We start from the raw sequence: 13,712 nt of genomic DNA, 5'->3' as shown, positions 1-13,712 counted from the left end.
GGTTGCGATGACATCAGGCGCCCCCTCCTCCGCATTCGCCGGCCTGCGCCGCGCCTGGGGCTGGTGGTGGCAGTTGTCCTGGCCGGCGCTGCGTCTGCAGTGGGGCCGCCAGCTCGCCGCGCTGCTGACCATCGCGCTGGGCCTGGCCTTGGCCGGCGCGGTGCACTGGATCAACGCTTCGGCGCTGGCGCAGTTCGAGTCCGCCGCGCGCCAGAGCAGCGCACAGGCCGACACCGAGCTCAGCCCGGCGCCCGGCGCCGCGCCGCTGTCCGACCGTTTCTTCGGGGAACTGGCGGCGCGCGACGACATCGCCGCGCTCGCGCCGCGGCTCGACGCCAGCATCCGTCTCCAGGGTCGCGACGGGTCCTGGCAGCGCGTGCGGCTGATCGGCCTGGACCTGGTGCAGCTCGGCGCCTTCCATCCGCAATGGTTCCCCCGGCTGGACGGCGCGGACCTCGGCCGGGCGCTGCGCGAGCCCTCGCTGCTGGTCAGCGACGCCGCGTGGACGAGACTGGGCTATGACAACCCGTCCGCCACCCCGCCCGCCTCCTTGCGCGTGGACCTGCCCGACGAGCCCGCGCCGCTTCCCGTCGCCGGCCGCGTGCCGGACCGCCAGCAGCCGCTGGTGATCGTCGACATCGCCTGGGCGCAACAGCTGCTGCATCGCCCCGGACAGCTCGACGCGATCCTGCTGCGCATGGCGCCGGGTCGCGCGGTGCCCCTCGACTGGCCCGCCGGCGTCCAGGCCCAGGCGCCCGCCGACCAGGCCCGCCAGCAGGCCGAGGAGGCGCGCCGCCTCACGCGCGCCTACCGGCTCAACCTCGGCGTGCTGTCGCTGATGGCGCTGTTCGTCGGCGCCTTCATGGTCTTCGCGGTGCACAGCCTGTCGGTGGCGCAGCGGCTCCCGCAACTCGCGCTGCTGGGCGTGCTCGGCATGAGCGCGCGGCAGCGGCTGGCGCTGCTGGTGTCGGAAGCGCTGGCGCTGGGCCTCGCGGGCGCGGTGCTCGGCCTGGGCCTGGCCGTCGCGCTCGCGGAGCTCGGCCTGCATGCGCTGGGCGGCGATCTCGGCAGCGGCCTGACCGGACTCAGCGGCGGACGCCCCCAACTGCAGCTCTCGCCGGCGTCGATCGCGGGGCTGCTCGCGCTTGGCCCGCTGGTCAGCCTGGGCGCGGCGGCCCTGCCCCTGGCGCGGCTGCGCGGGCTGCCGGTGGCGCAGGTGCTCAAGGGCCTGGGCAGCGGCGGCGACACCGGCCGCTGGTGGTGGGCGGGACCCGTGCTGCTGGCCGCGGCCTGGCCGCTGACCTGGATGCCTGCCGTCTCCGGGCTGCCGCTCGGCACCTACGCCGCGATGGTCGCCTTGCTGCTCGGCGCGCTGGGCACGGTGCCCTTCGTGCTGCGCGCGATCACCGGCCTGCTGCGCGGCTGGGCGGCGCGGCGCGCCCTGCCGCTGCTGGCTGTCGAGCGGGCCCGCGACCAGGCGGGCGAAGCGGGCCGGCTGATCGCCGGCGTGCTGGTGGCGCTGGCGCTCGCCGTGGCGATGCTCGTGATGGTGGCGAGCTTCCGGAATTCGCTGGACCAGTGGCTGAGCGACATGCTGCCCGCCGATCTCTACCTGCGCCAGACCGCCCGCGACAGCGCCCAGCAGGGCCAGCCCATGCCGCCGGGGTTGGCGGCGTCGGCGGCGGCGCTGCCGGGCGTCGAGCGCGTGGCCGCGCAGCGCACCCGCGCGATCGGGATCCGGGTGCGCGGGATGACCGGCGGCACGACGCTGCTGGCGCGGCCGCTCGATCACCGGCTGCCGCTGCAGGGCGACGCCGTCGCGCTGCCGGAGGGCCTGCAGCCGGTCTACATCAACGAGGCGATGCGGGACGAACTCCGGCTCGCGCCCGGCGACCGCTTCATGCTCCGGCTCGACGGGCGCCAGCTGCCGGTCGCGGTGAAGGCGATCTGGCGCGACTACAGCCGCCAGAGCGGCGCGGTGCTGATGGAGCGTCGCGACTGGGAGCGCCTCAGCGGCGACGCCGCGATCACCGAGCTCGCGCTGTGGCTGAAGCCCGGCGCCGATCCGATCGCCGTGCAAGCGGCCATGCGGGCCGCCGCCGGCGCGCCGGAGTCGCTGGAGATCGCCTCGGCCGGCGATCTGCGGCGCTTCTCGCTGGCGATCTTCGACCGCAGCTTCGCGATCACCTACTGGCTGCAGGCGGTGGGGCTGGGCCTGGGGTTGTTCGGCGTGGCCGCGAGCCTGTCGGCGCAACTGCTGGCGCGGCGCCGCGAGTTCGGCCTGCTGCTGCACCTCGGGCTGACGCGCGCCATGCTGCGCCGGCTGGTGCTCGCCGAGACGCTGCTGCAGGCCCTGGCCGGCGCGGTCATGGGGCTGGTGGTGGGCTTGGCGATCAGCGCGGTGCTGGTGTTCCGGCTCAATCCGCAGAGTTTCCACTGGAGCATGGACTGGTCCATCCCCGGCTGGCGCGTCGCGGCGCTGCTGGCGGCCAGCCTGCTCGCCACCGGCGCGACCGCCGCCTGGGCCAGCGCCCGCGCGCTGCGCGCCGGCAGCGGCGAGGCCTTGCGCGCCGTGCGGGAGGACTGGTGATGATCGGACGACGCCCGCTGCTGGGTGGATTCGGACTGGCGGCGCTCACGGCCGCGCCCGGGGCCGCCTTCGCCCAAGGCCGGAAGGCCAGTGCCGCGAAGGCGCCGGCATCGGCTGCGGGACCCGCTGCCCCACCTGCTGCCGCACCTGCTGCCGCACCGGCCTCGGAGACCTTGTCCACCGCACCGCTGCGCTTCCCGCGCGACCACGGCGCGCATCCCGGGACGCGCGTCGAATGGTGGTACGTGACCGGGGTGCTCCAGCTGGGTTCGGGCGCGGCCGCGGCGGTTGGCACGGACGGCGCCGGCAGCCCTCGCCCGGACTTCGGCTTCCAGCTCACCTTCTTCCGGGTCCGCAACGACCTGAAGCGGCCGTTGTCGTCGGCCTTCGCGCCCGACCAGCTGATGCTGGGCCATGCGGCGATCTCGGACCTCGGCCGGCAACGTCTGCTGCATGACCAGCAGGTGCTGCGCCACGGTTTCGCGAACGCGCGGACCGAGCTCGACGACACCCGCGTGCGCATGGCCGGCTGGCAGCTGCGCCGCGTCGACGGGCCCGGGGGCCGCAGCCGCTACGCGCTCCTGATGGCGAGCGAGGCCGCCGGCTTCGCGCTCGAGCTGACGCTGGACGCGCCGCAGGCACCGCTGCTGCAAGGGCGGGCCGGCTGGTCGCGCAAGGGCCCGGGCGCGCAGCAGGCCAGCCGCTACGTCAGCGAGCCGCAACTGGCGGGCACGGGCCGGCTGGCGTTGCGCGAAGGCGGCACGCGCGAGTTGCGCGCCCGCGCGTGGCTCGATCACGAATGGAGCAACCAGTACCTCGGCCGCGGCGCCGACGCGGCACCGGACCGCGCGGTCGGCTGGGACTGGCTCGGACTGAACCTCGACGACGGCGCGTCGCTGACGCTGTTCCGGATGCGCGGACAGGACGGTGCGGCGATCTGGACCGGGGGCAGCTGGCGCGCGGCGACGGGCGGCGCGCCGGTCGACTTCGAGCAGCAGCTCCAGTTCGAACCCCTGGCGTTCTGGAAGAGCCCGGTCAGCCTGGCGACCTACCCGGTCCGCTGGCGGATCCGCACGCCGCGCGGCGTGTTCATGGTCGAGGCGGCGTACGCGGCCCAGGAGATCGACGCGCGCCGCAGCACCGGCTTCCCGTACTGGGAAGGCGTCGCGCGCGTGGCCGACGAGGCCGGCCGCACGCTGGGCTGGGGCTACCTCGAGATGACAGGCTACGCAGGTCGCGTGCCGCTGTAGCGGTTGCGTCCCGACGGGATGGCCGCATAGGCGCGCACGCAGTTGCAGCCGGCGCCGCGCGCCATCGCCAAGGCCTGGCGGGCCTGCTGCAGCAACTGGTCCGCGCCCTGCTGCGGCTCGCGCCGCCAGTCCTGCCAATGGGCCAGCCCCAGGCTCGCGCTCAAGGGCAGCGCCTGGCCCGACCAGCGGTAGTCGAGCGTCGCGACGCGGGCGCGCACCCGGTCGGCGGCGTCCAGCGCGCCCAGCGGATCGGTGCACGGCAGGTAGGCGGCCCACACGCCGCGCGGCAGCGGCAGCAGCCAGTCGCCGCCGCGCAGCTGCTGACGCACGAGCTGGTCGAGCCGTTCGTCCAGCGCCAGGATGCAGTCGTCCCCGTACTGCTGCTGCAGGCGCGCCCAGGGATCGAGTTCCAGCAGCATCAGCACGCCGTCGTGGCGGTGCCGCTGGGCGCGGGCGGCCTCGCGTTTGAGGTCGTCCATCAACTGCGCCTCGTCGGCGGCGGCAATCCGCGCCGGAGGCTCGCGACGCGCCAACCAGCGCCGTCGCAGGGAAGTCCACCAGGCCCCGGGGCCCCTGTCCGAGTCTTGAGCCATGCCGCCCACCTTCGCCGGAGATGAGGATCGATTGCAGCACAGGAGCAAGCCGCGCGCCGCCCCCTTGAGCGAGGGAGGATAGGCGCTTGCGCCACGGTGCGTCGCGCCAGATGTAACGAATCCGGACGCGCCGCAGGGAGGCATCCCGCCGGCCCGCGTCTGCTCTACAGTCAACGGCTGTGTCCAGCGCCCGCGGCCCTGCCGCCCTGCCCGTGCACGCCACTCCGGAGCGAGATTCCACGTTCACCGAGCCGCCGGCTCCGCCGGCCGGCGACCTGCCGATGCCCGCTGTCGTGGGCGCGCTGCTGGTCCTGCTGGCCGGCCTGGCGCTGACGCTCAGCGCGATGCTGTGGAACCGCAACCGCGTCGTGGCCGAAGGCCACCGCGTGCTCGAGGCCCAGGTGGAACGCCTGCAGCGCGACATCGTCCAGCGCTTCATGCAACCGGTCTACGGCCTCAAGGGCGCGCGCGGCACGATCGCCGCGCTGCACGGCCGGGTCGATCGCCATGCGTTCCGCGCCTACGTCCAGTCGCGCGACCTGCCGCGCGAGTTTCCGGGGGTGCGCGGCTTCGGCTTCGTGCCGCGGGTGATGCGCGAGGACCTTCCCGCCTTCATCGCCGCCGAACGCGCCGACGGCGCGCCGCAGTTCTCGGTGCACAGTTTCGGCGACGCCGCGCCGGACCTCTTCGTCGTCGCCCACATCGAGCCGCTGTCGCAGAACTACCCGGCCTGGGGTTTCGACCTGGGCTCGGAAACGACCCGGCGCCGCGCCATCGAGCAGGCGATCGCCACCGGCGAGGCGACGCTGTCTGCCCCGGTGCCGCTGGTGCAGGACCGCGCGCACGGGCCGGGCCTGCTGCTGCTGGTGCCGGTCTTCCGCGACGGCGCCGATCCCACCACGCCCGAACAGCGCCGCCAGGCCTTGCTGGGCGTGCTCTACGCGCCGCTGGTGGCGCAGGAGATCCTGCACGGGCTCAAGGAAGGCCTGGCGGCGGCGCCGATGGACTTCCGGCTGCTGGTCGACGACCCGACGGTCGACGCGGACCACCCCGCGGTCGAGGACCTGCTGCTGGACTCCGTCGCCGGCATACAGCCCTTGCACACGCCGCCGACGGCGCGGGCCGGCTTCGACACCCGCATGGTCGCGAGCGAACAGGACGTGGAGATCGCCGGCCGCACCTTCCGCCTGGAAGCCGCGCTGACGACCGCCTACGAGCGCACCGTCATCGACGCCGCGGGCTGGGGGCCGGGGCTGATCGGCCTCGTGCTGACGACGCTGCTGGCGGCGACGACCTACCTGCTGGCGGCGGGCCGCGCCCGCGCGCAGGCGCTGGCCGACGCGATGACCGAGGATCTGCGCCGCGTGACGCTGGACCAGCAGGCGATGCTGGACACCGAGGTCATCGCCATGGCCAAGCTGCGCGGCCGGCGCATCGTGTGGAAGAACGGCGCCCTGGAGCGGCTGTTCGGCTACGGGAAGGACAGCATGCTGGGCCTGCCGGTGCGGGAGCTCTACATCGACGAGGACAGCTTCGTCGCGCTCGGCCGGAACGCGTACCCGGTGCTGCGGCGCGGCGGCCACTACCGCAGCCAGCAGCAGATGCGGCGCAAGGACGGCAGCCTCGTCTGGGTGGACCTGAACGGCGTCGCGCTGCCGGGCGAGCGCGATGAGGAAACGACGCTCTGGATGATGGTCGACATCACGCAGAGCAAGGCCTACGAGGCGCGTGTCGAACGCGCCGCCTTCCACGACGCGCTCACCGGCCTGCCCAACCGGGTGCTGCTGGCCGACCGGCTGCGCCAGGCGATGGCGGCGGCGCAGCGTCAGAAGCAGACGGTGGCCGTGGCCTACATGGATTTGGACGGTTTCAAGGCCGTCAACGACGCGCACGGCCACGACGCCGGCGACGAGGTGTTGAAGGCCGTGGCCCAGCGGCTGACGGAGGCGATCCGCGCCACCGACACCGCGGCCCGGCTCGGCGGCGACGAGTTCGTCGTGCTCCTCACGCCGCTGCCCGCGCCCGAGGCCGGACGCGCCACCTGCGAGCGGCTGCTGCGCGCCATCCTGGAACCGGTGCGGCTGAACTCGGGCGAGACGGTGCAGGTCGGCAGCAGCATCGGCGTCGCGCACTATCCGCTCGACGGCGTCGACGCCGAAGTGCTGATGAGCCGCGCCGACCAGACGATGTACGAGTGCAAGCGCGCGGGACGCTGCCGGATCCGGTGGCTCAACGGCGCGCTGCCGCCGGACGAGATCGACCTGTCGGCGCTGCGTCAGCCGCCGGCCGCGCCAGCGGGCCCTGTCACCGGCACGGACACGGACAGCGACACGGACATGAATGCGGACATGGACGCGGACGCGGCGGACCCGCCCCCGCACGAAGGGGACCACAGTCACGCACGCTGAGCCGGCGTGCAGTCGGGCGATTACAGTCGGGCGATGACGATCCTGACCACCCCGCGCCTGCGCCTGGCGCCGATGGCCGACGCCCACCTGGACGGCCTGTTCGAGATGAACCGCGACCCCGAGGTGATGCGCTACATCACCGGCAAGCCCGACACGCTCGCGGACACGCAGGCCATGATCGACCGGGTCAAGCGGCGCTGGGCCGAATGGGGCTTCAGCTGGTGGACCTTCTTCGAGACCGAGACCGGGGAGATCGTCGGTGCCGGCTGCATCCAGCACCTGCGCGGCGAGACCGCGAATCCGCACGAGATCGGCTGGCGCCTGCGCCGTGACCGCTGGAGCCTGGGTTACGGCTCGGAGGCGGCGCGCCGGATGGCGGCCTTCGCGTTCGACACGCTGAAGGCGCCGGAGATCGTCGCGGTCTGCGACCCGGCCAACGACGGCTCGGCCCACATCATGAAGAAGCTGGGCATGAGCTACCGCGAGCTGCAGCGCTGGCAGGACGCCGACATCGCGGTCTACGGCATGACGGCGGACGAGTGGCGACGCTCGCCGTCCGCTGCCAAGGCGGCGGAAGAGATGGCCGCCACGCCGCCGGATTCCCGCGGCTGACGCGGCATCAGAGCCCGCCGACGAAGTAGCGCTTCAGGCCCGAGAGGATCATCTCGACCGCGATCGCGGTCAGCACCAGGCCCATCAGCTTCTCGATCGCGGAGACGACCGAATCGCCGAGCAGCTTGCGGATCCGGTCCGCCAGGATCAGGGCGAGGAACGAAATCACCATCGCCGTGAACAGCGCGCCTATCCATTCGGCGACGCGGTCCGGCTGGCGCGAGGCCAGCAGCAGCACCGTCGCCATCGCGGACGGCCCGGCCAGCAGCGGCACGGCCAGCGGGAAGATGAAGGGCTCGCGGCCGGTCTCCACGCCGTAGGCGGACTCACCCGCGTGGCTGAAGATCATCCGGATCGCGATGATGATCAGGATCACGCCGCCGGCGACCTCGAGCGAACGCTCGGACAGGTGCATCAGCCGCAGGAAGCCTTCGCCCAGGAACATGAACGCGAGCAGCACGGCGAAGGCGATGCCGACCTCGCGCAGGGCAACCTTCAGCCGGCGCTCGCGCGGCACGGCCCGCATGATCGGGATGAAGATCGGCAGGCTGCCCAGCGGGTCGAGCACCAGCAGCAGCAGGATGAGGGCGGAGAGGAAACTGTGATCCATGGGGCCGGATTCTCGCCGATGGCGGCCTCCGGTCACCCCGCCGTTGGCGCGGCGCCACGCACGCTTCGTTCATCGATCTCCGTAGAATCGCAACAATTCCTCGCTTGAATGCCGATGACGAACAAGATGAACGACAGGACGGACAAGAAGAGCGCTCCGGCCCGGCCGACTGGCCCGGTGGCGCTGGATGCGATCGACCTGCGCATCCTGGAAGCGCTGCAGCGCGACGGCCGGATGTCCAACGTCGACCTCGCGACCCAGGTGCACCTGTCGGCGCCGCAATGCTTCCGGCGCGTGCGCGCGCTGGAGGAGCGCGGCGTGCTGCGCGGCTACCGCGCCGACGTCGCGCCGCTCGCGCTGGGGCTGAGCGTCACCGCCTACGTGAGCCTGAACATCACCGCGCCGGCCTTCGTCCGCGTGCGGGAGATCGAGTCGCTGATCCGCGACTTCCCCGAGATCCTCGAGTGCCACACCGTGTCGGGAGACTCGGACTACCTGCTCAAGGTGGTCGCGCGCGACCTGCAGGCGCTGTCCAAGTTCCTCACCGACAAGCTGATGCAGCTGGACGGCGTCGCCGACGTGCGCTCGATGATCTGCCTGGAGGAGATCAAGCCTCCGGCGGGGCTGCCGGTGGCTTAGGCCTTCGCAGGGACGGCGAATTCCATTGCCGCGATCGTGTAGCTCAAGGCCTCGTGCTTGCGTTGAGCCATCCGGAATTCGGCACCGAGACTGCCCGACCCGCCCTTGGTGACGTCGGACAATTGGTTCATGGCCTTCAACTGTTCGTCGCGCGCCCGGCGCATCCCGGCCAGCGCACCGTCGTTGCGGTGGAACGCATCGACCAGTCGGAGCCGGGACGCCGCCGGCAGATCCTTGAACGCTTTCGCGGCTGCCTTGGCCATGTTGTCGACGATGAACGTCGCCCCGCCGTCATCGACTGCCTTCTGTTCGACCGGTCGCCGCTTCTGATGGGCCCGGCGCAGGCGGTCGACGAGGAGCATCATCTGATCGGTCGTCTGCGACTGCGCGCGATCCGTTCCGTCCCCGAGCCCGAGGCGTCGCTTCAAGGCCTGCGCCTGCCCCAGCGAGTGGTCGATCTCCTGGAACAAGTCCCCCATCGCGGCGGCCAGCGGACGCGCCCGGGCATCTTCCGTGAGATGGCTCTCACTGGCCGAGCGCGCCTGGGCCAAGGCGCGCGTCGTCGCCGCTTCGGCTTCCCGGGTCGGCCGCTGGAAATCGGGCGCCGAACGGGACCGAGGCAGCGTGGCGGGCGCCTTCGGTAGACGGGCCATGGCCGCGATGATCCGCTCATCGTTGCGCTGGTCCCTCGCACGGTCCGCGGCTGCGGGATCGTGGGTCGGCACCCTGGGCGCCTGCGCCATCAGCCATTCCACTTCGGCAAGGCTTGTCGCCAGTGTCGGCGTCAAGATCTGCCGGGATGCGAGGCCGGCAGGGACCGGCTCGTCCAGCAGCGCGGACTCCGGCCTCCGGGATCCTGCCGGCGCCGGGTGCTCCTGCACGACGACCGGCTCGGAGGTCTCGGTCTGCACCTCGACGTCCGACAGCGTACGGACGCTGGCCGAGCGCCAAGGCACCATCGACGCGTCCTCGGCGGAGACGACCGACCACCCGTCCATGCTGTCCGTTTCGAACCGGTGGTGATCGAACCCATCGTCACTGTCCTGCGACGACAGGTCGTCAATGCTGTAGCTGCCCCTCGTGCTCGTCCCGACGCTGCTGCGTCCGTCGCTGTCGTCGACACGTTGCATTCGGTGCTGCATCGACATGAACGGCGGCCGCCACAGGGCTTCCGGCGGCGACCCCGCGCCCGGTCGCTCATCCGGGACATCGCGGAAGTCCCGCGCCGTTCGTTTCGCAGCCAGGTTCAGGTACGCGGCACGGCCCTCGCAGAAGGCATGTCCACGCGTTCGCGCACACTCGCCGATGTAAGCCTTGTCGTCACGCGCAAGCTCATCGGCGATGGCAGTGGAGGCGGAAGACCGCCCTGCCTCGAGGGACTGCTCGTGGCTCGCGCGCCGCAGCAGCACCGCCGCCGCGCCGGAACTGCGGGCACCGTCCTCGCACACGACCGCCATGCGGGCATCCTGGCCCTCGCCGGCCCGGCGACTCCATGCTTCGTGTCCCCGCGCCACGCTGTCCCGGAATGCCTGCGGGTGATACGGATCCGTGATGGCCTCGTGCACGCGCACCAGTTGCGAGGACATCATCCGGCCCCCATGCCACACGTCGGCCTGCAGCAACCAGCTGCCGTCGTCGGTCGGCACGTCAACACGATGGAAAGTGGCCGTCACGGGTTGACCGTCAGGTCCTCGCGTCTGCCAGCTCTGCGACTGGCCGGGCATGCGGAGCCGGGCCAGCAGCGGTCCCGGCACCCGCCCCTCGGACAGGATCAGGTCGGTGATGCTACGCTCGCTCAGGGACGTGGCGAAGGCGATCGCGCCGCGCGGATCCATGTCCGGCTGCGACAACGGCAGCGCGGCCTGCATCATGGGCGGGAAGCCGCCGAACGTCGGTGTCATCGCGGCGTTGAGCCTCGGCGGGACGATGCCCGCCAGCCATCCGCCGGCCGCCGCCGCGGCCACAGTCAGGAGGCTGGCTTCCAGGACACCCGGGGTCAGGACTGGCCAGGGTTGCTGAAGGAAGGCGTTGAAGCCGTCGTTCGCCAGACCTCCTGGGTAGGAGGTCGACAGGATGTCGAACGGCAACGGATTGGCGTAGGGATACATGCTGGTGTCGGCCGCCCGATCCGGGGCAGCCGCGAGGCGCTGGAATGCGTGATTGGTGCTCGATCACGCGACACCGGTTCGGCATTCGCCCCTCACCCGCGCGGGTGATGCGCCGCGTGCAGCTGCTTGAGGCGCTCCCGCGCCACATGCGTGTAGATCTGCGTGGTCGACAGGTCCGCATGGCCCAGCAGCAGCTGGACCGCGCGCAGATCCGCGCCATGGTTGAGCAGGTGGGTGGCGAAGGCATGCCGCAGCGTGTGCGGGGAGATCGGACTCGTGATGCCCGCGATGAGGGCGTACTTCTTGACGATCCGCCAGAAGCTCTCCCGCGTCATCGCCTGCCCGAACCGGCTGAGGAACAGGTCGTCGGTGCCGCGCACGCCGAGCAGTTGCGTGCGCGCCTCCTTCAGGTAGCGCATCAGCCAGACATGCGCCTCCTCGCCGAACGGCACCATCCGCTCCTTGTCGCCCTTGCCGGTCACGCGCAGCACGGCTTCGCGCAGGCCCACGTGCACGCTCTTGAGCGTCACCAGCTCGGTCACGCGCAAGCCGCTCGCGTACATCAGCTCCAGCATGGCGCGGTCGCGCAGTCCCTGGGCGGTGCCCACGTCGGGCGCGTCGAGCAGCGCCTCGACCTGCTGCTGCGACAGGGTCTTGGGCACGCGCATCGGCTGCTTGGCCGTGATCAGCTTGAGCGTGGGATCGCGCTCGATGCGGCGCTCGCGCAGCGCCCAGCGGAAGTAGCGCTTGAAGACCGAGAGCCGCCGGTTCGCCGAACTCGCCTTGCCGCCGTCATGGCGGGATTTCGCATAGGCCATCAGGTCCAGTTCCTCGATCCGGTCCAGCGTGCGCTGGCGCTCCGCGGCCGCCCAGTCGGCCAGCAGCTGCAGATCGCGCCGATACGCCAGCTGCGTGTTGCGCGACAGGCCTTCCTCGATCCAGAGCGATTCGATGAAAGCGTCGATGGCGCGCTGGCTGCGCTCGCGCGCGTCGGCGCTCACGGGCGGTTCGTCAGCGGGAAGGACGTCGGAAGGCGATGACATGCCGCGCATGATGCCAGCGCCGCCGGACCCGGGTCACGGGGAAGTCAGGCCAAGTCACGGCGAAAAAAAGGGCCCGCGCCACCACGCGCGGGCCCTACGGAGCAACCGCCACAGGCAGCGGTTGGTTGGGACCGGGACGAAAGAACTCGGCGCGAACCTCAGCCGATGCGCACCGGCACGAAGATCTTGTCGCCGCCCCGCTGCACGAGCAGCGCGACCGACTTCTCCGCGCCCTTGACCGCGCTGCGCACCTGGTCGAGCGACTGCACCGGCGTGCCGTTGACGGCCAGCAGCACGTCGCCGGGACGCACGCCGGCGCGCGCCGCGGCGCTGCCCTCGCCGACTTCCTGGATCAGCAGCCCGTCGCGGGTACCGAGCTGGCGGCGCTCCTCGGGCTGCAGCGGCCGCAGGGCCAGGCCAAGCTTGGCGTGGTCCGCGTCCATGTCGCTGCCGCCGCCCTTGGCGAGCTTGGCGCCCTTCTCGTTCGCGTCGCCGAGGGTGGCGGTGATCGTCTCGCGCTTGCCGTTGCGCCAGACGTCGATGTCGACCTTGTCGCCGGGCAGCGATTGATCCACCAGCGCTGGCAGGTCGCCGCTGGACACGATGCGCTGACCCTTGTAGCCGAGGATCACGTCGCCCGAGCGCAGGCCCGCCCTGGCGGCCGGTCCGTCGTCCTCGACGTTGGCCACCAGCGCGCCCTCGGGACGATCCAGTTTGAAGGAGTCAGCGAAGCCCTGGTTGACCTCCTGCACCATCACGCCGAGCTTGGCGTGCTGCACCTTGCCGCCCTTCTCGATCTGCTGGCGGACCTTGTTGGCGACCTCGACGGGAATGGCGAAGGACAGGCCCTGGTAACCGCCGGAGGCGCTGTAGATCTGCGAATTGATGCCGACCACCTCGCCGCGCGCGTTGAACAGCGGGCCGCCGGAGTTGCCGGGGTTGATCGCGACGTCCGTCTGCAGGAAGGGCACGCGGCTCTCGTCCGGGCCCAGCGAGCGGCCCTTGGCGCTGATCACGCCGGCGCTGACGCTGTTCTCGAAACCGAACGGCGAGCCGATCGCAAGCACCCATTCGCCGACGCGCAGGTCCTTGGTCGCGCCCAGGCGGACGGTGGGCAGGTTCTTGGCTTCGATCTTCAGCACCGCGACGTCGGTCGACTTGTCGCTGCCCAGGACCTTGGCGCGGTACTCGCGGCGGTCGGTGAGCTTGACGACCACTTCCTGGGCATCCTGCACGACGTGGGCGTTGGTGAGGATCACGCCGTCGGCGCTGACAATGAAGCCGGAGCCCTGGCCGCGGACCTCGCGGCTGCCGCCCTCGCCGCCGCCATTCGGACCGCCATTCGGGCCGCCAGGCATGCCGGGCACGCCGAAGCGGCGGAAGAATTCATAGAACGGATCATCGGGATCGATCTGCGGCGCACGCGCGGCGCGCGACTTCACCGTGCCCGACACGCTGATGTTGACCACCGCGGGGCCTTGCGCCGCGGCGATCTGCGCGAAGTCAGGCATGCCCGCGGGCGGCGGCGTGAAGCTCGCGGCCGGCGCGGCAGCGTTGGCCAGCGGCGTCGTGGCCGCAGCCACCTGCGTGTCGCCACCCGATGTCGACGCACCGTCGGTCGACGCCGAACTCTGCGCGACCGGCATCAGCTTCGCATTGCGCATCGCGAGCGCCCCGCCCGCAGCCCCCAACACACCAGCCGCAGCCAGCGCCCACACGAGTTTCTTCACCGGAATCATCTTCTCCACTTGAGTCATCTGAACCTCCAGGCTCGCTGAGAGTCGCCGCCACAGCCATGAAGACCTCGGCACCGACTCGATGACTCGAAGTTTGAGCAGCTTCGCTTAGGTCGCTCTTAA

Annotated in this window: 10 protein-coding genes; 5 read left to right on the top strand and 5 right to left on the bottom strand. The window is 71.7% G+C overall.

The features are described 5' to 3' along the window. Window positions 1-7: 7 nt before the first annotated feature. Window positions 8-2,590: an ABC transporter permease gene (locus AC07O8_RS19745; protein WP_495049658.1), complete on the top strand. Its 2,583-nt coding sequence runs from the start codon at window positions 8-10 to the stop codon at window positions 2,588-2,590. Continuing rightward, window positions 2,590-3,840: a lipocalin-like domain-containing protein gene (locus AC07O8_RS19740; protein ID WP_495049657.1), complete on the top strand. Its 1,251-nt coding sequence runs from the start codon at window positions 2,590-2,592 to the stop codon at window positions 3,838-3,840. Before AC07O8_RS19745 ends, AC07O8_RS19740 begins: the two co-directional genes overlap by 1 nt. On the opposite strand, the gene AC07O8_RS19735 is transcribed toward AC07O8_RS19740, so the two are convergent. After that, the gene (locus AC07O8_RS19735; protein ID WP_495049656.1) at window positions 3,816-4,319 is read right to left on the bottom strand and encodes a GGDEF domain-containing protein; all 504 of its coding nucleotides are present in this window, start codon (window positions 4,317-4,319) and stop codon (window positions 3,816-3,818) included. The genes AC07O8_RS19740 and AC07O8_RS19735 overlap by 25 nt on opposite strands. A gap of 395 nt (window positions 4,320-4,714) precedes the next feature. Here AC07O8_RS19735 and AC07O8_RS19730 point away from each other — a divergent pair, with 395 nt between their 5' ends. Further along, entirely contained in the window at window positions 4,715-6,841 is a 2,127-nt protein-coding gene (locus tag AC07O8_RS19730) for a CHASE domain-containing protein (RefSeq protein WP_495049655.1), read from the top strand. Between the two features lie 33 nt (window positions 6,842-6,874). Next, window positions 6,875-7,453 carry a GNAT family N-acetyltransferase gene (locus AC07O8_RS19725; RefSeq protein ID WP_495049654.1) on the top strand — a complete coding sequence of 193 codons (579 nt, stop codon included), beginning with the start codon at window positions 6,875-6,877 and terminating at the stop codon, window positions 7,451-7,453. Between the two features lie 7 nt (window positions 7,454-7,460). On the opposite strand, the gene AC07O8_RS19720 is transcribed toward AC07O8_RS19725, so the two are convergent. After that, entirely contained in the window at window positions 7,461-8,063 is a 603-nt protein-coding gene (locus AC07O8_RS19720) for a MarC family protein (protein ID WP_297524131.1), read from the bottom strand. Window positions 8,064-8,189: 126 nt separating this feature from the next. On the opposite strand from AC07O8_RS19720, the gene AC07O8_RS19715 reads away from it, so the two are divergent. Further along, window positions 8,190-8,702, top strand: a complete 513-nt coding sequence (locus AC07O8_RS19715) for an Lrp/AsnC family transcriptional regulator (protein ID WP_495049853.1) — start codon at window positions 8,190-8,192, stop codon at window positions 8,700-8,702. Here AC07O8_RS19715 and AC07O8_RS19710 read toward each other — a convergent pair. The 3 genes from AC07O8_RS19710 to AC07O8_RS19700 all read right to left on the bottom strand — a co-directional run bounded on the left by AC07O8_RS19710 (window position 8,699) and on the right by AC07O8_RS19700 (window position 13,610). Continuing rightward, the gene (locus AC07O8_RS19710; protein WP_495049653.1) at window positions 8,699-10,810 is read right to left on the bottom strand and encodes a hypothetical protein; all 2,112 of its coding nucleotides are present in this window, start codon (window positions 10,808-10,810) and stop codon (window positions 8,699-8,701) included. The genes AC07O8_RS19715 and AC07O8_RS19710 overlap by 4 nt on opposite strands. A gap of 92 nt (window positions 10,811-10,902) precedes the next feature. Beyond that, window positions 10,903-11,853, bottom strand: a complete 951-nt coding sequence (gene xerD, locus AC07O8_RS19705; protein WP_495049652.1) for a site-specific tyrosine recombinase XerD — start codon at window positions 11,851-11,853, stop codon at window positions 10,903-10,905. Window positions 11,854-12,011: 158 nt separating this feature from the next. Further along, window positions 12,012-13,610 (bottom strand): DegQ family serine endoprotease, encoded by a 1,599-nt coding sequence (locus AC07O8_RS19700; protein WP_495049651.1) that lies wholly within the window; start codon window positions 13,608-13,610, stop codon window positions 12,012-12,014. Between the last annotated feature and the right edge of the window lie 102 nt (window positions 13,611-13,712).

It is taken from the genome of Roseateles sp. GW821-FHT09G09 (assembly GCF_059415965.1).
The sequence above is the reverse complement of the archived record's forward strand: the minus strand, read 5'-3'. Positions and strand labels throughout refer to the sequence as shown.